General features: G+C 68.9%; 20 protein-coding genes. 16 read left to right on the top strand and 4 right to left on the bottom strand.

The genetic code is table 11. The features are described from left to right. Positions 1 to 13 precede the first annotated feature (13 nt). The 3 genes from QCD68_RS00825 (at position 14) to QCD68_RS00815 (ending at position 1,483) form a co-directional block, all read left to right on the top strand. Entirely contained in the window at positions 14 to 385 is a 372-nt protein-coding gene (locus QCD68_RS00825) for a hypothetical protein (protein ID WP_301221669.1), read from the top strand. A gap of 376 nt (positions 386 to 761) precedes the next feature. After that, the gene (locus QCD68_RS00820; RefSeq protein ID WP_301221668.1) at positions 762 to 1,067 is read left to right on the top strand and encodes a hypothetical protein; all 306 of its coding nucleotides are present in this window, start codon (positions 762 to 764) and stop codon (positions 1,065 to 1,067) included. A gap of 107 nt (positions 1,068 to 1,174) precedes the next feature. Next, positions 1,175 to 1,483 carry a hypothetical protein gene (locus QCD68_RS00815; protein ID WP_301221667.1) on the top strand — a complete coding sequence of 103 codons (309 nt, stop codon included), beginning with the start codon at positions 1,175 to 1,177 and terminating at the stop codon, positions 1,481 to 1,483. 102 nt (positions 1,484 to 1,585) lie between these two features. Here QCD68_RS00815 and QCD68_RS00810 read toward each other — a convergent pair whose 3' ends face one another. After that, positions 1,586 to 1,993: a hypothetical protein gene (locus tag QCD68_RS00810; RefSeq protein WP_301221666.1), complete on the bottom strand. Its 408-nt coding sequence runs from the start codon at positions 1,991 to 1,993 to the stop codon at positions 1,586 to 1,588. A 229-nt stretch (positions 1,994 to 2,222) separates the two neighbouring features. Here QCD68_RS00810 and QCD68_RS00805 point away from each other — a divergent pair, with 229 nt between their 5' ends. Beyond that, on the top strand, positions 2,223 to 2,417 hold the full coding sequence (locus QCD68_RS00805; protein WP_301221665.1) for a hypothetical protein: 195 nt from the start codon (positions 2,223 to 2,225) through the stop codon (positions 2,415 to 2,417). A gap of 103 nt (positions 2,418 to 2,520) precedes the next feature. On the opposite strand, the gene QCD68_RS00800 is transcribed toward QCD68_RS00805, so the two are convergent. Next, positions 2,521 to 3,507, bottom strand: coding sequence for a CobW family GTP-binding protein (locus tag QCD68_RS00800; protein ID WP_301221664.1), 987 nt, complete (start codon positions 3,505 to 3,507; stop codon positions 2,521 to 2,523). Positions 3,508 to 3,555: 48 nt separating this feature from the next. On the opposite strand from QCD68_RS00800, the gene QCD68_RS00795 reads away from it, so the two are divergent. Continuing rightward, positions 3,556 to 4,491: an ATP-binding protein gene (locus QCD68_RS00795; RefSeq protein ID WP_301221663.1), complete on the top strand. Its 936-nt coding sequence runs from the start codon at positions 3,556 to 3,558 to the stop codon at positions 4,489 to 4,491. Further along, positions 4,488 to 6,275: a VWA domain-containing protein gene (locus QCD68_RS00790; protein WP_301221662.1), complete on the top strand. Its 1,788-nt coding sequence runs from the start codon at positions 4,488 to 4,490 to the stop codon at positions 6,273 to 6,275. The genes QCD68_RS00795 and QCD68_RS00790 overlap by 4 nt, the downstream gene beginning before the upstream one ends. A gap of 45 nt (positions 6,276 to 6,320) precedes the next feature. Here QCD68_RS00790 and QCD68_RS00785 read toward each other — a convergent pair whose 3' ends face one another. Next, positions 6,321 to 7,793: a glycoside hydrolase family 32 protein gene (locus QCD68_RS00785; protein WP_301221661.1), complete on the bottom strand. Its 1,473-nt coding sequence runs from the start codon at positions 7,791 to 7,793 to the stop codon at positions 6,321 to 6,323. Next, entirely contained in the window at positions 7,794 to 8,837 is a 1,044-nt protein-coding gene (locus QCD68_RS00780; protein WP_221849324.1) for a LacI family DNA-binding transcriptional regulator, read from the bottom strand. Positions 8,838 to 8,970: 133 nt separating this feature from the next. Between QCD68_RS00780 and QCD68_RS00775 the strand changes: the two genes are divergently transcribed. The 10 genes from QCD68_RS00775 (at position 8,971) to QCD68_RS00730 (ending at position 18,496) form a co-directional block, all read left to right on the top strand. Further along, on the top strand, positions 8,971 to 10,380 hold the full coding sequence (locus QCD68_RS00775; RefSeq protein WP_290158270.1) for an ABC transporter substrate-binding protein: 1,410 nt from the start codon (positions 8,971 to 8,973) through the stop codon (positions 10,378 to 10,380). Then, complete coding sequence (locus QCD68_RS00770) at positions 10,377 to 11,324, top strand: carbohydrate ABC transporter permease (protein ID WP_221849322.1); 948 nt, start codon at positions 10,377 to 10,379, stop codon at positions 11,322 to 11,324. Before QCD68_RS00775 ends, QCD68_RS00770 begins: the two co-directional genes overlap by 4 nt. Further along, complete coding sequence (locus tag QCD68_RS00765) at positions 11,321 to 12,229, top strand: carbohydrate ABC transporter permease (protein WP_111076285.1); 909 nt, start codon at positions 11,321 to 11,323, stop codon at positions 12,227 to 12,229. The genes QCD68_RS00770 and QCD68_RS00765 overlap by 4 nt, the downstream gene beginning before the upstream one ends. Then, positions 12,226 to 13,617 (top strand): glycoside hydrolase family 32 protein, encoded by a 1,392-nt coding sequence (locus QCD68_RS00760; RefSeq protein ID WP_301221660.1) that lies wholly within the window; start codon positions 12,226 to 12,228, stop codon positions 13,615 to 13,617. The genes QCD68_RS00765 and QCD68_RS00760 overlap by 4 nt, the downstream gene beginning before the upstream one ends. Further along, positions 13,614 to 14,519 carry a carbohydrate kinase family protein gene (locus tag QCD68_RS00755; RefSeq protein WP_301221659.1) on the top strand — a complete coding sequence of 302 codons (906 nt, stop codon included), beginning with the start codon at positions 13,614 to 13,616 and terminating at the stop codon, positions 14,517 to 14,519. Before QCD68_RS00760 ends, QCD68_RS00755 begins: the two co-directional genes overlap by 4 nt. Positions 14,520 to 14,572: 53 nt before the next feature. Further along, on the top strand, positions 14,573 to 15,325 hold the full coding sequence (gene tatC / locus QCD68_RS00750; RefSeq protein WP_253465772.1) for a twin-arginine translocase subunit TatC: 753 nt from the start codon (positions 14,573 to 14,575) through the stop codon (positions 15,323 to 15,325). Between the two features lie 44 nt (positions 15,326 to 15,369). Beyond that, positions 15,370 to 15,579 carry a twin-arginine translocase TatA/TatE family subunit gene (locus QCD68_RS00745; protein ID WP_301221658.1) on the top strand — a complete coding sequence of 70 codons (210 nt, stop codon included), beginning with the start codon at positions 15,370 to 15,372 and terminating at the stop codon, positions 15,577 to 15,579. A 32-nt stretch (positions 15,580 to 15,611) separates the two neighbouring features. Beyond that, a complete protein-coding gene (locus QCD68_RS00740) occupies positions 15,612 to 15,956 on the top strand; it encodes a hypothetical protein (protein ID WP_301221657.1) in 345 nt (114 codons plus the stop codon). Then, complete coding sequence (locus QCD68_RS00735) at positions 15,946 to 17,544, top strand: glycoside hydrolase family 32 protein (RefSeq protein WP_301221656.1); 1,599 nt, start codon at positions 15,946 to 15,948, stop codon at positions 17,542 to 17,544. Before QCD68_RS00740 ends, QCD68_RS00735 begins: the two co-directional genes overlap by 11 nt. A 304-nt stretch (positions 17,545 to 17,848) precedes the next feature. After that, on the top strand, positions 17,849 to 18,496 hold the full coding sequence (locus QCD68_RS00730) for a hypothetical protein (RefSeq protein ID WP_301221655.1): 648 nt from the start codon (positions 17,849 to 17,851) through the stop codon (positions 18,494 to 18,496). Positions 18,497 to 18,670 lie beyond the last annotated feature (174 nt).

Below are 18,670 nucleotides of genomic sequence, written 5' to 3'. Positions count from 1 at the left end.
GCAAGCTGGTGCGGTGACTTCCAGTGCGACGATCCTGGCTCCAATCGCCGTGCGAGCTCTGGTCTCTGGCCTCATTGCGGTTGTGGCTTTTACTCGGGCAGTGCGGGCGGCGTACGTGCTGACTCCCGACACGCTCATCCTTCGAGACGTGTTGTCGACGCGCACGATCCCGAAGAGCGACATCGTCGGATTCCCCGCAGCCGCGATCGTTGGACGGCGAGACTCCTGGGGAAGCATGCCGCGCGAGGTCTTCCTGCTGTTCCGTGAGGACCGAGCACTCGGGGCAGACGAGCGGGCACTTGCCCTGGCAAGCCTCCGGCACTGGTTGCGGCCCGAACCAGAAGCCACGGCCAGCTTCCTGGTCGCCGATCGACTAACGGACTAGGACGATGTGTCTGTCCCAGACGGAGGCGACACCGGTCGAACGGCAACACGTCGGGAAGACCGCCGAACGGCCACGAGCCCAACGGTCGAACCCATCGCCAGAACAGCTGGCGTCAGGAACCAGGCGGCGACGATGAAGCTGATCCGACTTGCGGGCGCTTCAACCCCGAGAAGGAGCACCAACGCGAACGTGGCGGACGCGAGCGCGACGAGCCACAGAACGACAGTCGACACGGTGAGGGCCAGAACGGTTCCCCGACGGCCGCGCTGCGCATCAGGCGTTGTCATTCACCCATCGAACCAGTTGGCATCGGTGACGTCCCGACAGCCGATCCTCTTCCGGGCCACCGTGCTGGCGCCTGTGTGATCCTGTGGTCATGCGGTACCGGCTCATGAACGACTACAGCGCGGATTGGCCGATCTGGCGGGATGACGGTGGAGCGCCGGATGGGGAGCCTCAGGTACCGGCGTGGCTGGAGGCTGACATCCGCAAGTGGGCTGCGACATTCGAGTCGCTGTACTCCTACGAGACTGGCTGGCCGGATGCACGGACCGGCCAGGAGCAGCGGCTCAAGGGTGAGCGCCTGGCCGCGGCCATCGCTCAGGAGCTGAGTCTGGGCGATTCGATTGTGTTCGCGCGCTGGGAGACGAAGGTTGCAGGGCGGGAACCCAGCGAAGTTTGAGCAGCCGGCCGAGGCTCATCCAGGGTTTCTGCGGACGCCGGCAGTTGTCTCGGGAGGCCATCGACTACCGAGACGCGCCGCGACCAACGCGCCCGTAGTCTGAGGTAGTGCGAGACGCCCTGTTCCCGGTCACGAGTGTGGCGGTCCTCGTGCTCACCGCTGCAGGTATCGTCTGGCGAGCACGGAACAAGCGGTGGGTCCAAGACCTGCAGCTCGCACTCAACGCTCAACCTCGTCTCAGCGTGATCATGCCCGTCTTTCTCGTGCTCTGCGCTGTAGTCACTGTGAGCCTCGGAGTTTGGCCGCTCGAAGCCGGCTTCGCACCCGGATGGGGCTTCTTCCCCCTCGCGCTCGAGGCGCTCCTTCTCGTCGGTTTCACTGTGTGGATCGCACGTCGTCCATTCCCCACGGACTGACACGGCGCTCGTCTTGCTCCACCGCCGTCCGGTAGCCGCCGGCGTCCGTTCGCCGATCCTCTACCGGAACATCGAGCGATCGTTTCCTGAGGGGCGGGGCCCTTAGCGGCGGACCTTGAGCTCTCCTCTGCTGGTGATCTGGATCGTTCCGGTCGGGTAGGTGACGTCACCGCAAGCTGTCTTGTCCTGAGAAGCGAACAGCCGCGTCGACTTCCTCCCGATTTCCGCCTTGGTCGTGGTGTCCGCGGCGGTCAACATGAACTTGTGTCCGTTCGGCTCGGAAGACCGCGCGGTGACCGTGTTCTTCGTTGCCGCATCGGCACAAACGTCGTCGAGACAGACCGTGAGGACGTGTCCGGGGTGCGCATCGACCCACGCAGTGGCGTCGATCGCCACGCTGGCGGTCGATTGGCGGCTTCCGCTGCATCCTGTGACGGAGCATGCCGTCACGCTCCCCGCTAGGAACACGGCCAGTATGCCGCCCGCCATTGCACGCTTGCCCCACTCCATAGGTCGACCGTACGTCAAGAACTACTATTCGGAGCCCACCACGTGATACCTGTGCATTGTCGCATTTTCATCCCCTTGCGCACGGTGGTTTCGTCGAGTTGAGACTCATTCGAGGGGAGAGGCATCAGGTCCTCGTTACGTCACCTTCAGCGCGACTCAGAACGCGTTGTACTGGGGAATCTGCTCGCAGTCAGAGGAGAAATGGAAATGCATGTCAGGTGTGGAGGACATGACCGGGAAGGTCTCGACCATGGCGCAGCAAGGTGAATGGATCCTCGAGCGTCACGGTCACAACGGCGGAACCAGCATGCTGGAGCCTTTCGGCAAGATCCCGACGCTCGGAATCAATTTGGACTCGGTGTCAGCGCTCGGGTCCACTGGAAACTTCTCGTTCACGTTCAACGACACCGGGACGACTTGCTGAACACGTTCGCGATCAACCCGGTCATCGCCTCGATCGTGTACGGCGCCGTGAACTCCGACTTCGCGCAGCGGTCCGGTCAGAAGTAGGTGTTCGAGAACAGCTCTCACCGACTGAGCCGCAACAGCCTCCGAAGCCGCCGCACGCCCGCTGGCGTTGACGGCTCGTCCACGGCGACCGACTCGAAACGCGCCCGGACGACCTCGGCGTCGAACCCGTACCCGATGGCGACGAGTGCCCGGGCCGCGGTCCCGGTCCCGAGCGGTTCGACGTGCACCGTGCCGGTGACGACGTGCACCACGTACGGCCGGCTGGCGCTGCCGATCCGCACGTCGACGATGCCCTTGATCCGTGCGACGCCCGGGACGGGTGTGTCGAGCAGGTCGACGAGCGCGTCCGCGGACACCGGGGTGTGGAGTTCGCAGGTGACGGCCTCGGCGTGGTGGTGCACGTGCTCCGGTTCCGTCAGGCCCGAGAAGTCGAGCTCGTCCGACGCTGCCCGCTCCGCGACGTCGAACAGCACGGTGGCGTCGATCGCGCCCCGCACGGCCGGGACGACGACGGCCCGCGGGGCGACGGCCCCGAGCGCGCGGAGGACTCGGTCGGCGTCCGGCGTGCGGTCGGTCTTGTTCGCCACCACGAGCGATGCCGTCCGGTAGCGGGCGTCACCGAGGCGTTCCGCTTCGGTCGTCCGCGCGAACCAGGCGGCGTCGACGACCTCCACGAGTCCGCCCCACCGGGCGCGGGGCGCCGAGCTGAACCGGATGAGCCGCGAGAGCACCGCGGGATCGGCTGCACCGCTCGCTTCGACCAGGACGACGTCGAGGGCGAGTCGTGCGTCGGTCAGGCGTTCGAGGGCGTCGTCGAGTCCGCTGGTGTCGTCGAGGCAGCAGATGCACCCGCCGGAGATCGAGGCCGCCTCGTCGATCTGCCCGACCACCAGTCCGGCGTCGATGTTCACGGCGCCGAAGTCGTTCACCACGACGCCGATGCGGGCGCCCGGCGCGCGGAGCAGTGCATTGACCAGGCTCGTCTTGCCGACGCCGAGCGGTCCGGTGATCGCGACGACGGGCACGGTGGAGCGTGCGTTCACGGCTGACCTCCGTTCCGCCTCGTTGATGAGAACAGTTATCATCAAAGCATGTCGGATGTGGTCTTCCCGTTCAGCGCGGTCCTCGGTCAGGACGAGCTGAAGCGCTGCCTCGCGCTCTGCGCGGTCGATCCGGGCATCGCCGGTGTCCTGGCGATCGGTGACCGCGGCACCGCGAAGACGACGACCGTGCGGGGCCTCGGGGCGCTGCTCCGCACGGCGGGGGTACCGATGCCGATCGCGGAACTGCCGCTGGGCGCCAGCGAGGACCGGGTGCTCGGGTCGCTCGACGTCGACCGCGCCCTCCGCGGCGAGGTCGCCTTCGCGCCGGGCGTCCTCGGTGAGGCACACGGCGGCTTCCTCTACATCGACGAGGTGAACCTGCTCGACGACCTGCTGGTCGACGTGCTGCTCGACGTCGCCGCGTCCGGCCTGAACCGGGTGGAGCGCGACGGCATCAGCCACGTCCACCCGGCCCGGTTCGTGCTCGTCGGCAGCGGGAACCCCGAGGAGGGCGAGTTGCGCCCGCAGCTCGAGGACCGCTTCGGCCTGGCGACCGCGGTCACGACCATCACCGACGTCGACGTCCGCCTGGAGATCGTCCGCCGACGCCTGCGGTTCGACCGCGACCCGGCCGCGTTCGTCGCCGCCGCACGCGACGCGGAGCTCCGCCTGGGTGAACGCATCGTCCAGGCGCGGGAACTGCTCGACGAGGTCGAGGTGTCCGAGCGGATCCTGCGGCAGATCGTCGACGTCTGCGTGGAGTCCGGCGCGATCGGCCACCGAGCCGACCTCGTGATGACACGGACCGCGCTCGCCGGCGCGGCCTTCGCCGGCCGGACGGAGGTCACCGGCGCCGACGTCGCCATGGCAGCCGTGCCGGCGCTCCGACACCGGACCCCGCGCCAGCCGGCGGAACGTGCCGCAGCCCCTGCGGCGCGCGTCCGACTGGCGACGGCCCGGGTGCTCGGCCTGCGGGCCGCGTGACCGACGACCAGCACCGGGCGTTGCTCGACCGCTGGCTCGCCGGGGACCGGTTCGGGATCCTCTGCACGGGCGACGCTGAGATCGCCGAGCGGGCCTTCCGCGAGCTCGCCGATGCTGCTGATGCCCGCTTCGCGCACGCCGAGTCGGTCGACGCGGAACGGCTCGCAGCGGTCCGGGGCGAGCGTGTGCTCGCCCTGGCGTGGGACGCCCGCGACGTCGCGCCGCCGCTGCTCCGCCGCTGCACGGCGGTCCTCCGGTTCGCACATCCCCGCACCGTCACCTCTCCGAAACCACGCAGGGCACCGGCCTGGAGGCTCGACGAACTGCCCGGCGCGGTCGTCCGGCTCCTCGATGCGGCCGGTCTCCGAGACCACGGGCTCGACGTGGCGGCATCGCGTCTCGCCCTGGGGCTGGCAGACGGCGGACACCCGGACCCGCTCGCCGTCGTCGCGGAGGTCGTCGCGGGGCCTCGGCGCTCCGGGTCAGCCGTGCCGGAGGACCCGACCGGGGGAGCGGACGGCGAGGGTGGGGACGACGCGGCTGGCCCGTCGGTCGAGGACGAGACGGACGGCATCGGGAGCGCACCGACGACCGATGATCCAGCAGCGACCGCCGACGACGAGGACGGCGACGGAACGGCAGCAGGCGACCCGGACACCGGAGCCGGCGACGAGGACGGTACGGGCAGTGGGCGCTCTGACCGCGCGGACGCGACCGGCGAACCGGATGCGCGCGACTCCGACTCGACGGACGAGGGGCCCGGCGACGAGGCGGACGGGACCGACGAGGGCGACGCCAGCGCCGATGACCGGGCGACCAGCAGCGCGGACGTGACCCGCGGTGCGGAGGCGAGCACCGCCTCCAGGCCGGACCCGGACGTAACCTCCGGCGACGACCCGACCGGTACTGACGACGCGACCGGCGCGACGGCGACGGCGCAGGAGTGCCCGCTCGACGGTGACCCCACCGGCCTGGCGGTCACCATCGGGGCGACCGGCGTCACGACGGACCAGTCGATGCGCGTCCGCCCGGCGACGCGGAGCGACCGGCACCTGCGTGGGCGAGACGGGCCGTCGAGCCGATCGGACGACCGCGGGCGGATCGTGCGTGACGTGGCGCTCGACCGCGGTCGGGGTGGGATCGCCGTGGTGCCGAGCCTGCGACGCGCGGCGGTCCGGGTGGCGCTCCAGACCGCGATGGGCAGCCCCGATCCGGTCCCGCTCGTCCGCGACGACCTGCGTTCAGCGGTCCGGGCGAGACGAGGGGGGACCCACACGGTGGTGCTCGTCGACGGCTCGTCCTCGTTGGGGCGGGCGGGACTCGACCGGGCGGGTTCCGCCGCTGACCGCCTGGCCGCCGAGGTCTGCGCGCGACGCGGCACCGTGAGTGTCGTCGTGGCGGCCGGTGACCGTGCGGAGATCGTCGTCACCCGCGCGACGAGTCTGCACCGCACCCGGTGGGGGATCGGCCGGGCACGGACGGGTGGCGGGACGCCGCTCGCGCACGGGCTCCTGGTCGCCGCGGAGCTGCTCGACGCCGACGAGCCCGGTCGCCGCCGGCTGGTGGTCGTCTCCGACGGCAGGCCGACGGTCGGACTCGACGGAACGGCACTCGGCGAGGCCGCGGCGGTCGGCGAACTCCGGGCGGTGCTGCTCGACGTCACCGCCCGCGTGCCGGACGTCGCCCTGCTCCCCGTGGGCGTGCCTCCCGGGATCCGGTTCGAGCGGGACACGGGGCCGTTCCGCGCTGCTGGCGTCCGGGTGCTCGGGGACGGACGCGGCTGAAGGGCGTCTGCCCTCCCGGCTCGCGGTCCTGCCCGCGATCCGGGGTCAGCGGGTGCGGATCGCCAGGCGCTGGAGCGTCATCGCGCCGTCTTGGGTGAAGAGTCCCAGCCGGCCGGCCCTGCGGTCGTAGAGCCGCGTGCTCAACGCCACGGAGCCGTCGATGACCGCGACACAGATGTCGCCGTCGAGGTGCACTTCGATCCGGTGCGCTCCAGGAGCGAGCTCCACCGGGCGTTCCAGTTCCACGGCGTGCGGCACGTCACCGAGGATCTGCCACTGCTCGGTCCCGGTGCTGCCGCGCGGCCACCGGTCGAACACGACCCGGTTCCGATCGGGTTCGAGGCGGAGCGCGTACCCCTCCTCGCCGTCGTCGCTCGTGCGCAGGAGCAGCCCGAGCGAGGCGGTGCCGGGCTCGATGACGACGTCGGCGACGACCAGTGCTTCGTCGGGGAGTTCCGGTCCGACCCACGACGCGTACCGGGTGGTCGCACCGTTCCCGACCGTCCCGTCGGCGCCGTTCACCGGTTCGAGCTGCGCCGTGACGTCCGACTCGTGCCGGTACGCGGCCTGCACCGCGTCCGGCAGGTCGAACCGGAGCGAACCGTCCGGGCGCTGGTGTGCCTGCAGTGTCGCCATGGTGCCGGCCCACTGCCAGGCTCCCTCGTCGCGGTGGCCGTCCTTCGTCGCGATCCAGCCGACGAAGTACCGGTCGTCGCCGAGCGCGACCGTCTTCGCTGCGTAGAAGGCGCGTCCGTCGACGGTGTCGTCCGTCGGGGCGAGCCACGGCCCGTCCGGGGACGTCGCGATGCGGTACCGGGTGCAGAACGCGTCGGAGAACTCCGAGTACACGAGGTACCACCACTCGCCCCACTGGAACACGTCGGGGCACTCCTGGGTGATGAAGCGGTGTGGTTCCCAGAGCGGCTCGGCGTCGCGCCACGTGACCAGGTCGTCCGACTCGAGTCGAGCGACGAGCCCGGACCGTCGGTAGGGGTCATCCCGCCGCCGTGTCGCGAGCAGCATCTGCCAGGGCCGGTCGGCGGCCGGCCGGAACACGAAGGGGTCTCGCCAGTCTTCGGGGGAGTAGCCGGCGAGTGCGGGGAAGTCCCAGTCGGGGTGCTTCGTCCAGTCGGTGAGGTCACCGTCGGAGGTCGCGTGACACACCACCTGCGCGTCCTTCGGTCCGCCGTCCGCCTCGATCGTGATGCGCGGGTTGTGGCCCGTGTAGAAGAGGTGCAGCGCTCCGGTCTCGTCCTGGACGACGCTCCCCGTGTAGCAGTCGAAGTCGCTGGCCTCCGGTCCGCCGGACGGGAGCACCACGCCGCGGTCCTCGAAGTCGACGAAGTCGGTCGTGGTCACGGCGCCCCACGGCATCCCCGTGCTCCGCTCGAGCGGGGGAGCGTCGGGTCGCTCGTCGAGCAGGTAGAACAGCCATGCCGTGCCCTCGTGCTCGAAGGGGATCACGTCCCCGACGAATCCGTTCGGCGGCTGGAAGTGGGTGCTGCGGTGGACGGTCACCTAGGTTCCTTCGGGTCGTGGGGATGCGAGCGAGCTGCGGGGCACGTAGTCGCAGGGGACGAGGTGTCGGCCGGGCTGCTCCGTTGCTGCGAGGAGCAGCGTTCCGGCGTCGTAGCCCATCTGCTGGTGCGGGAGTGCGACGGTGGTCAACGGCGGGTGCATCTGGTCGGCGAGGTCCGGCTGGTCGTCGAAGCCGACGATGCTGATGTCCTCGGGGCACCGCATGCCGAGTGACTGCGCGGCCATCAGGGCACCGACGGCCATGCGGTCGTTGCCGCAGATGATCGCCGTCGGACGGATGGTCGTCAGGACCTCCATCGCCAGGTCGTAACCGGAGCCCACCTGGAACGTGCCGAACGCGACGCGGATGCTGTCGGCCGAGACGTCCGCGTCGGCCGCGGCCCGGTCGAGTCCGCGCTTGCGCTCCCGGCAGGCGTAGTCGTCCTCGGGGCCCCCGAGGAAGGCGATGTCCGTGTGTCCTGCCGCGAAGACGGCGGCGGCCACGTCGTACCCGCCCTGGAACTCGTCGGCCAGCACGGTGACGGCGGGTGCGTCGCCGGACGGGAAGCAGTTGACGTAAACGGTCCGGACGCGCTCGAGGCCGTCCACCGGTGTGACGTACTCCGGACCGGGTGCCGCGTAGATGAGCCCGGCGACGCCCTGCTGGACGAGGTTCTCGACCGCTGCCTTGCCGCCGTCCGTGGTCTGCGCGGTCTCGACCACGAAGCAGACGTAGCCGGCCTCCTGGACCGCCTGCTGCACACCGAGCACGATGTGGCCGGCGTACGGCTGGGCGACGAGTCGGTCGGCGATGACCCCGACCGTGTACGACCTGTTCGAACGCAGCGACTGCGCCGCGCGGTTCGGCTGGAAGTTCAGCTCCTTCGCCGCCTCGAGCACCCGGGCTCGGGTGTCCGCAGCGATGGACACGTCCCTGCGGTCGTTCAGCACGAACGACACGGTCGGTTGTGACACGCCTGCGTGACGTGCGACGTCCTTCATCGTGACGCGGTGCGGCTGCGTCGTGCGTTGGCGGCTCGCCATCGACCCTCCTTCATCACCCTCATCATGCCAGAGCAAATACGTATTGCGTCGACCGTTGCCGGTGTGTACGCTCGCCACAAATACGTATTGGCACCCGGTCATCGGGGCCATCATCGCTCAGAGAGGAGCGACCGTGACGAACGGATTCAGTACACCGATCGACCGGCGCACGCTGTTCAAGTTCGGCGGAGCCGGGCTCGCGCTGGCCGGCATCGGCTCGCTGGCTGCCTGCTCGACCAGCGGCGGAGGGGGCGGCGGATCGGGGACCGTGAAGATGCTCTACTTCGGGGAGCAGAGCGCTGCCAGTGCACTGCAGAAGGCGATCGAGCCGAAGATCAAGCGGCTGGACAAGAAGGCCAGCCTCGAGGTGACCGCGATCAACGGCACCGACTGGAACGACTTCCTCGCCAAGGTGCTCACCCAGATCGCCTCGGGCGATGTCCCGGACATCGTCAGTGTCGCCACCGAGGGGCAACAGCTCCTGGCGTCGAAGAACCTGCTCACGCCGCTCGACGAGTACGTCACGAAGAACCTGTCGGACCTGCACGAGTACTTCACCGGCGCACACCCGGTGCTGCTCGAGTCGACGATGTACCAGGGGCACCTCTACACGCTGCCGGACAGCTTCAACGCCGGCAGCATGTTCTACTCGACCGACCTGTTCGACAAGGCCGGTCTCGCGCGCCCTGCGGCCGATTGGACCATGGACGACTTCCACTCCTCGGCCGATCGCCTCGCGAAGGTCGGTGGCGGCACCTACGCCTTCGACTGGGTGGTGCGGCTCTGGGGGAGTTGGACCTCCTTCCTCTACGCCAACGACGGGAACCTGCTCGAGGAGGGCAAGTACTCCGGCGGCGACTGGCTCTGGAAGAGCAAGGCGTTCTCCGACAACCCGATCGGTGTCGCCGGCCGCAAGGGCGGATGGAAGTGGGGCGACCCGACCGCCAACTCGGACGCAGCCATCGAGGCGCTGCAGTACGTCATCGACCTGCAGAAGTCCGGCGCATCGCCCTCGCCCGATGTCGGCGGTGGTGCCACCCTGCAGGGGCTGATGGCCTCCGGTCGGATCGGCATGACCATCGGCGGCGGCTTCTGGGCCGGTGGGCTCCACAACGCGGGCATGAAGGACGGCAGCTTCGACGTCGTGCAGTTCCCCACGTGGAAGAGCAACAAGTCCCTCTTCGGCGCCGGTGGGTACGGCATCTTCAACTCGTCGAAGCAGAAGGACCTGGCCTTCGAGGTCATCAAGCTGATGGTGCAGCCGGAGAGCTTCGATTCGCTGTGGCCGGGCAACGTGACCACCCCGGCGCAGAAGTCGCTGATGACCGCGGAACGCTACTCCACGACGGGGCCGGAGCACTGGTCGGTGTTCTACGACCAGCTCGACAACTCGGCACCCATCTCGGCACCGCCGTACTACAACGCCCTCGCGACGGCGCTCAACCAGCGCACCACGCAGGCGATCTCCTCCGGCAACGCGAAGAAGGCTCTCGACGGCCTGCAGGCTGACATCGAGAAGGCTGCTGCGCAGGCGTCGTCGTGACCGCAGCGACCGGAACACGCACCGGGCGGGCCGCCGCGACGGCCGCCCGTCGGCCAGCGGCCAGACGTGCCCGTCGGCGGGAATCCACCTTCGGGTTCCTCATGATCGGGCTGGCGGTGGTCTTCGTCGCCGTGTTCACCCTCATCCCGATCCTGGCCTCGCTCGGACTGTCCTTCACCTCCTGGGACGTCATCAGCAGCCCGAAGTGGGTCGGGTTCGACAACTACGTCCGACTGTTCACGGACGGGCCGGTCCTGGCGTCCTTCGGCGTCACCATCGGACTCGCCCTCGCCATCGTCGTCCTGCAGATCTCGCTCGGGCTCCTGCTGGCCGTGCTGGCGAACAACCGGAAGCGCAACGCCACCCGCGTGTTCTTCCGCACGTCGTTCTACCTGCCACTCCTGGCATCGACCGCCGCCGTGTCGATCTTCATGGGCTACATCTTCGACACGAAGTTCGGCCTCATCAACTACTACCTCAACGAGATCGGCCTCCCGGGGGCGCACTGGTTGAACGACCCCTTCTGGGCGAAGGTCACGATCGTGATGGTCGTGGTCTGGCAACAGGTCGGGTTCACCTTCGTGCTCTTCGTCGCCGCACTGCTGGCGGTGCCGGTGGACGTCCAGGAAGCGGCCTCCATCGACGGCGCCGGCCCCTGGCGATCGCTGTTCCAGATCAAGGTCCCGTTGATCAGCCCCACGATCCTGTTCGCGACCGTCATCGCGATGATCAACGCGATGCAGCTGTTCGATCAGCCGTTCATCATGACCAAGGGCGGGCCCGGTACCGCGACGACGACGGCCACGATCTCGATGTACCAGGCCGGGTTCCAGAACCTGCAGTTCGGGTTCGCCTCGGCCATCGCGATCCTCCTGCTGGTCATCATCGGCATCATCACCGCCGTCCAGTTCATCGCCGCACGAAAGCTGGTGTTCTACCAATGACGACCACCGACACCCTCAACCCGCTGCACAGCCCGGAGACGGTGGCACAGCCGAGCATCGACCACATCGTCCGGCGCCGGCGTCCTGCCGCCACCGTCGGGAGCGTCATCGGGATGGTCATCCTGATCGTCGCCGCGGTGTTCGCCCTCGGGCCGCTGCTCTGGACCCTGACCACGTCCCTCCGGACACCAGCGGAGTCGTTCAACAACCCGCCGCAGTGGCTCCCGCTGTCCTGGGACTTCAGCAACTACGCCGCGGTGTTCAACCAGATCCCGATCGGACAGTTCTTCGTCAACAGCGTCGTCGTCACACTGCTCATCGTCGTCGGCCAGACCATCACCTGCACCCTGTCGGGCTACGCGTTCGCGATGATCAGCTTCCCCGGCAAGAACACGATCTTCGGGATCTTCCTCGCCACGATGATGGTGCCGATCCAGACGATCATCATCCCCGTCTTCGTCATCCTCAAGGACGTCGGCCTGACCGGGTCGATCGCGTCCCTGATCGTTCCCGCCCTCGGCAGCGCGTTCGGCACCTTCCTGATGCGGCAGTACTTCATGCAGATGCCGAAGGAGCTCGGCGAAGCGGCACGGATCGACGGGGCGAGTCAGTTCGGCGTGTTCTGGCACGTCTACTCGCGGATGGCGAGTCCGGCGATCGCGACGCTCGCGATCCTGAACTTCTCCGGTTTCTGGGCCGAGTACTACCGGCCGTTGATCTTCCTCAACCAGCAGGACTCCTTCACCCTGCCGCTGGGGTTGGTCGGTCTGCAGGGCAACCTCGGGACCGGGTCGATCTCCGTCGTCCTGGCCGGCGTCGTGCTGACGATGATCCCGAGTGTCCTGCTCTTCGTCTTCGCGCAGCGCTACTTCATCGAGGGCGTCACGGCTGGATCCTCCCGATGACCGACACCGTCACCGGCCACCCGGAACTCCGCGATGCCGACACCACCGCTGCCGATCACCACCTCCCGCAGTTCCACGTCAGGCTCCCCCGCGGGTACGTCAACGACCCCAACGGGCCCATCGACATCGACGGACAGGCGCACCTGTACTTCCAGTCCCGACCCCGCGTCGACCTCGACGTCCCGGTGGAGTGGGGACACGCCACCAGCGACGACCTCGTGCACTGGACGCTGCACCGACCCGCCATCGTCCCCGTCCCGGGCGGGAGCGACTCGGGAGGCGCGTGGTCCGGCAACACCGTGCTCCACGAGGGCACCGTGCGCGCCTACTACTCGGGCAAGGTCGACGACAGTCCGTTCCAGTCGGTGCTCCTCGCCGAATCCACCGATGGCGGCAACACCTTCGGCCCGCCGGTCCAGGTCGTCGCCGATCCGTCGGCCGACGAGGGGATCACGATGTTCCGTGATCCGTTCGTCTGGCAGGACGAGAACGGCTGGTCGATGGCGGTCGGAGCGGCATCGGCGGACCAGACCGCCTCCGTTCGTCAGTACCGGTCTGCCGACGGCATCACCTGGACGTCCGTCGGCGATCTGCTGGCGATGCCCCGCACCACCGTCGACGGCATCGACACCGGCGAAGGGTGGGAGTGTCCGCAGATCCTCCCGGTCGACGGCACCGAGGTCGCCATCGTGGCGTCCTGGTCACACGCGGCGGGACCGGGCGACGTCATCGCGATGCCGCTGGCAGGTCCGCGGCACCTCGACCGGGTCGACGAGGGGCAGCACTTCTACGCAGCATCGGTGATGCGGACCGGATCCTGGGGGGCCGTGCTCTTCGGGTGGATCACCGAGGGGCGGACCGACGAGTGGACCGAGCAGGTCGGCTGGTCCGGCGCCATCTCCGTTCCCCGGAGGACATGGCTCGTGGACGGCCGGCTCCGCAGCGAGCCCCATCCCGCGCTCGAGTCCCTCCGAGCCGGCGGACCACAGCCGGGACACGGAGCGACGATCGGGGCACAGGTGGAGATCGTGCTCCCGGTACCGGTCACCGGGAGCGTCCTGGTGCGGTTCTCGGATACCGAGTACCTGGCCATCCGCGTCGACCTGGACACCGACACCCTCACCGTCGATCGCGCGCAGGCCAGCCGTGACGACCGTGCCGATCCGACTCCGGCGGTGGTCCGAGCACCGTTCGATCGCTCGGCGGAGCGGCCCGCGGTCCGGGTGCTCTTGGACGGATCCGTCGTCGAGGTGTTCACCAGCGCCGGCCACGCCGTCACCACGCGCGTCTACCCCGAGCAAGCACCGCCGTGGACGGTGGAAGCACCGGCCGGGGCACTCGTCTGGGAGCTGGCGAGCGCCGCCGTCACCGTGGTCGGTACGAGATGACCGGGTACCCGATCACCGTCGCGGGCGAGTCGCTGGTCGACGTCGTGCACGACGAGCGGACCCGGGAAGTGCCTGGCGGGAGCCCCGCGAACGTCGCACTCGGACTGGCGCGGCTCGGCACGCCGGTCGAGTTCGCGACGTGGCTCGGGGACGACGCGCGCGGACACCGCATCGCCGATCACCTCCGAGCGTCCGGCGTCCAGGTCGTCGACGACGCGTTCGGTGCGACGCGGACGTCGTCCGCGATCGTCCGGCTGGCTCCGGACGGCCAACCGACCTACGAGTTCGACATCGAGTGGGACCTGCCGGACCTGCCGCGGACCCCGCGGTGGTTGCACGTCGGATCGATCAGCGCCTTCCTCGAGCCGGGGGCCGGCAAGGTGTCCGAACTCGCCCGGCGCACGGCGGCCGACGGCGGAACCGTCTCCTTCGACCCGAACATCCGTCCTGCGCTCCTCGGCAGACCGGCCGACGGACGTCGCACGTTCGAACGACTCGCAGCGGTCGCCGACGTCGTGAAGCTCTCCGATGAAGACGCCGGCTGGCTCTACCCGGGGCTGGGTGCGGACGCCGTGCTCGATCGTCTCCTCGAGATCGGCGTCGAGTTCGCCGCCCTCACCACGGGTGCCGCGGGGTCGATCGTGACGACCGCGACCGAGCGGGTGGCCGTCCCCGGCGAACGCGTCGACGTCGTCGACACCGTCGGGGCCGGGGACAGCTACATGGCGACGCTCATCTGGCAGCTCCAGACGCGCGGCACCACTGTCGGCTCGATCAGCCGAGACAGCCTCCGCGAGCTCGGCCGCGTCAGTACCCGTGCCGCGGCGATCACCGTCGCGCGGCGCGGTGCTGACCTGCCGACCAGGGACGACCTGTTCTCCGCTGCCCTCGAGATCCGCTGATGACCGCTCCGTCGCTGACAGACCGGGAGGAGGCGCGAGGGACGTCCGGCGCCATGTCGCTCGGACAACACCTCGACGAGCTCCGGAAGCGGCTGTTCCGCGCGGTGCTCGCCGTCGCGGCCTGCGCCGTGGCCGGCTGGTTCCTCACGCCGGTCGTCCTCGACCGGCTCCGCTCCCCGGTCGCCGAGCTCGCTGCTGCTGGCGGCGGCCACACCGCCGAACTGAACTTCCCGGTCATCAGCGGCGCCTTCGACCTCCGACTCCAGATCACGCTCACGATCGCGATCGTCATCGCCAGTCCCGTCTGGCTCCACCAAACGTGGGCGTTCGTCGTCCCTGCCCTGGTCCGCCGCGAGAAGCTCTACGTCATCGGGTTCCTCGGCTCCGCGATCCCGCTCTTCCTCGGCGGCTGCTGGTTCGGCTGGTACGTCTTGCCGCACATCGTGCAGGTCCTCGGCAGTTTCGTCGCCCACCAGGACACGTCCATCGTCGACGCGAAGGCGTACTACGACTTCGCCGTGAAGCTCGTCCTCGCCGTCGGTGTCGCCTTCGTCCTGCCGGTGTTCCTCGTGCTCCTGGACTTCGTCGGCGTGCTCACCGCGAGCTCGATCCTCGGCGCCTGGCGCGTCGCCGTGCTCTGCATCCTCGTCTTCACCGCCTTCGTCACCCCGTCAGCGGACATCGCCTCGATGTTCCTCCTCGCCATCCCGATGGCCGTTCTCTACCTCCTGGCCTGCGCCGTCGCCTGGTTGCACGACCGTCGTGTCGATCGCCGTCTCGCGGCGGCCGCACCGACGGCCTCGTGACCCGGCCTCGACTGCACCGCTCCCATCTCGCAAAGGACAACCTCATGCTCGGCAACCTCACCGGAATCCACCTGCTCGTCATCCTCGGCATCGTCGTCCTCCTCTTCGGCGCGACGAAGCTGCCAGCGCTCGCCAAGGGGATCGGCCAGTCGCTGAACATCTTCCGCAACGAGATCCACGCTGAGGGCAGCGGGAAGCCCGTGGTCGACGGCACCGCCCCCGCTGCCCCGACGTCGACGAGCCCGACCGAATGACCTCCTCCCGCCTTGCGTGACGGGACCTGATCGTGGACGTCGACAAGTTGCTCGTCATCGCCGTCATCGCGGCGTTCTGCCTCGGACCGCACCGTCTCGCCTCCCACACCCGGCGGTTGACGGGCTTCCTCCGTCAGCTGCGCGCCTGGGCAGACAGCACGAAGGCGCAGATCGAAGAAGAGACCGGCGTCGACATCGACTGGTCCGAGCTCGATCCCCGTCGCTACGACCCGCGCCGGATCATCCGCGACGCACTCACGCAGTCCCCTGTACCTCCTCCGGCCGACCGCCCCGAGCCGCCGACCGCCCCAGACCGACCGATGCAAGCCCGACCGATGCAAGCCCGACCTCGAACCGGAGTTGACCATGACATCTGAATTCCAACGACGCACGCTCTTCCAGGGGGCGGGCATCGGTGCGTTGGCACTGTTCGCAACCGCCGGCCCAGCGGGGGCAGCGCGAGCATCCGCCGCGGCCCTTCCCGCGTCGACGGCGGCAGCATCGGCGGCTGCCGTCTCGTTCCGGGCGAAGTACCACATGACCCCACCGGCGGGATGGTTGTCCGATCCGCAGCGCCCCGTGTTCACCCGCGGTGCCTACCAGCTGTACTACCTGCACTCCGACGTCGACAACGGCGACGGCGGCTGGGACCACGTCTCCACGACCGACGGCGTCGACTTCACCTTCGAAGGCACCGTCATCCCGCTCGAGACCGACCTCCCCACCTGGACCGGTTGCACCCTGATCGACACCGACGACACCGCCGGGTACGGCGCCGGCGCGGTCATCGCCCTCGCCACCCGACCGACAGGAGGCGTCCGCAAGTACCAGGAGCAGTACCTCTTCTGGTCCACTGACGGCGGCTTCACCTTCACTGCCCGACCGGAGCCGGTCATCGTCAACAACGACGGACGCGCAGCGACCACCGATGCGGAGATCTCGAACGCCGAGTGGTTCCGCGACCCCAAGGTCGCCTGGGACGACGCCCGCAACGAGTGGGTCTGCGTGATCGGCAGGCAGCGGTACGCGGCGTTCTACACGTCGAAGAACCTCATCGACTGGACCCTGCAGCGCAACTTCGACTACCCCGACCACGACCTCGGCGGCATCGAGTGCCCCGACCTGTTCCAGATCGCTGCTGACGACGGCACCACCCACTGGGTCTTCAGCGGCAGCATGGACGCGTACAACGAGGGACTGCCGTGCACCTACGCATACTGGACCGGCTCCTGGGACGGGACGTTCTTCACCGCTGACGACCTCACGCCGCAGTGGCTCGACTGGGGCTGGGACTGGTACGCCGCGGTGACGTGGCCGGCGAACGAGGCACCGACGACGAAGCGGTACGGCATCGGCTGGATGAACAACTGGAAGTACGCCAACCGACAGGTCCCGACCGACACTTCCGACGGGTACAACGGTCAGAACTCGATCGTCCGTGAGATCACGCTGCAGAAGCAGTCGGACGGTCGGTACAGCCTCCTCAGCGCGCCCATCGCCGCGCTCCGGAACGCAGCGACCGGCACCGTCCCGATCGGGAGCCGGTCCGTCGACGGTTCCGCTGTCCTGGCGTACAACGCACGGGCCTACGAGATCGAGCTCGACGTCGCATGGACCGACGCCACCGACGTCGGCGTCTCCGTCGGTCGTTCGGTCGACGGGACCCGACACACGGACATCGGCAAGACCGGCAGCGATCTCTACGTCGACCGGGCGGCCTCCGATCGCGCCGGTTTCGCACTCGCCCCGTACACCCGTGCAGTCGCTCCCGTCCCTGCTGCGACCCAGGCGGTCCACCTCCGCATCCTCGTCGACACGCAGAGCGTCGAAGTGTTCGTCGATGCCGGCTCCGTCGTGTTGTCGAACCAGGTGGACTTCGACTCCGGGGACACCGGCATCTCGCTGTACTCCGTCGGCGGAGCGGCCACCTTCTCCGACATCGTCATCCGCGAGTACGGCGACTGACGCGGACGGCCGGTGGGCACCTGACCGGTGCCCACCGGCCGGAGGCGCTGCTGGTCACGGACCGTCAGCAGCCAGTCGTGACCGCAGGACGACCGACCCCTGCGCGCGAGGACGAGGCTGTACTCCTCGCCCCGCGCCGGGCGGTAGCGTGGAACCACCCCGGTTCCATGACCGACCTGCGAAGGCGACCGGGGTGCACGGTGGGGCGTGCGGTCAAGAGTGGTCTCGGCTGCCTTCACCAGAAGCCGGGGCGACCGCTGGGGGAGCGGAGCTGTTCCCTCGGCGCAGTACCTGAGGGGACACCATGTCGATCAAGCACGTCTTCACCACCGTCGTCGGGATCACGGTCGTGACCGCCGCACTCGCCGGCTGCTCGTCGCAGTCGGGGGACTCCGCGCCGAGCAAGGCCGCGGCGAAGCCGTCGCAGAGCCAGGCCGCGGAACAGCAGACGCCGACCCCGACGCCGACCAGCGAGGCCGCAGCGTCCGGTGTGGTCGACGTCACGTCGGACAAGATCACCGACGACCAGATGGGCCACACCGTGCAGGCCGACAAGGTCGTCCGGAACTTCCCGTGGACCTCGGCGCAGTCGGGGCTCGCGGACCGGGACGACAACGAGCAGGTCCTGGTCCACGTCGCCGTGACCGCGGGGGACAAGTACTACTCGACGATGGACTGCCTGGCGATCCGTGTGCAGGCCCACGGCAGCACGGAGTCGTACACGTCACAGGGCACGACCTCGGTCGTCGAGGACGCGATGAAGGCCGCGGGCTACCCGGCGCTGACGAAGGTCGAGCAGGGGCAGTCCGGCGAGGGCTGGTGCGCCTACTCGGTGACCGACCCGTCCGACGTCCTCGACCTGGAGTACCAGCGCAACGCGGCTGCGTCGAACGACGGCACGCAGATCACGGCGAAGGACTTCTACGCGCCGATGACCCCCGTCACGTCCTGACCACGAGAACGTCATGCGCAGGTCGGTGCGCGAGAGTCGGACGAGACCATCGTTTTGATGGCTCCTCTCTACTGCGCCAGGCGTAGTCGCTGCTGGGTTGTTGAGTGGTGGCTCAGAGGTACTCAGGGCATTTTTACCCAGTGCTGGCGGGATCGAATTACCGTCGCATCGGGG

Source organism: Curtobacterium sp. PsM8, assembly GCF_030433875.1.
Taxonomy (GTDB): Bacteria; Actinomycetota; Actinomycetes; order Actinomycetales; family Microbacteriaceae; genus Curtobacterium.
The sequence above is the reverse complement of the archived record's forward strand: the minus strand, read 5'-3'. Positions and strand labels throughout refer to the sequence as shown.

Excerpts from the sequence above, each read along its gene's own strand:
- QCD68_RS00820 (WP_301221668.1), top strand. The coding sequence starts at position 762 with ATGCGGTACCGGCTCATGAACGACTACAGCGCGGATTGGCCGATCTGG.
- QCD68_RS00810 (WP_301221666.1), bottom strand. The coding sequence starts at position 1,993 with ATGGAGTGGGGCAAGCGTGCAATGGCGGGCGGCATACTGGCCGTGTTC.
- QCD68_RS00805 (WP_301221665.1), top strand. The coding sequence starts at position 2,223 with ATGACCGGGAAGGTCTCGACCATGGCGCAGCAAGGTGAATGGATCCTC.
- QCD68_RS00795 (WP_301221663.1), top strand. The coding sequence starts at position 3,556 with ATGTCGGATGTGGTCTTCCCGTTCAGCGCGGTCCTCGGTCAGGACGAG.
- QCD68_RS00780 (WP_221849324.1), bottom strand. The coding sequence starts at position 8,837 with ATGGCGAGCCGCCAACGCACGACGCAGCCGCACCGCGTCACGATGAAG.
- QCD68_RS00765 (WP_111076285.1), top strand. The coding sequence starts at position 11,321 with ATGACGACCACCGACACCCTCAACCCGCTGCACAGCCCGGAGACGGTG.
- QCD68_RS00760 (WP_301221660.1), top strand. The coding sequence starts at position 12,226 with ATGACCGACACCGTCACCGGCCACCCGGAACTCCGCGATGCCGACACC.
- QCD68_RS00755 (WP_301221659.1), top strand. The coding sequence starts at position 13,614 with ATGACCGGGTACCCGATCACCGTCGCGGGCGAGTCGCTGGTCGACGTC.
- tatC (WP_253465772.1), top strand. The coding sequence starts at position 14,573 with ATGTCGCTCGGACAACACCTCGACGAGCTCCGGAAGCGGCTGTTCCGC.
- QCD68_RS00745 (WP_301221658.1), top strand. The coding sequence starts at position 15,370 with ATGCTCGGCAACCTCACCGGAATCCACCTGCTCGTCATCCTCGGCATC.
- QCD68_RS00735 (WP_301221656.1), top strand. The coding sequence starts at position 15,946 with ATGACATCTGAATTCCAACGACGCACGCTCTTCCAGGGGGCGGGCATC.
- QCD68_RS00730 (WP_301221655.1), top strand. The coding sequence starts at position 17,849 with ATGTCGATCAAGCACGTCTTCACCACCGTCGTCGGGATCACGGTCGTG.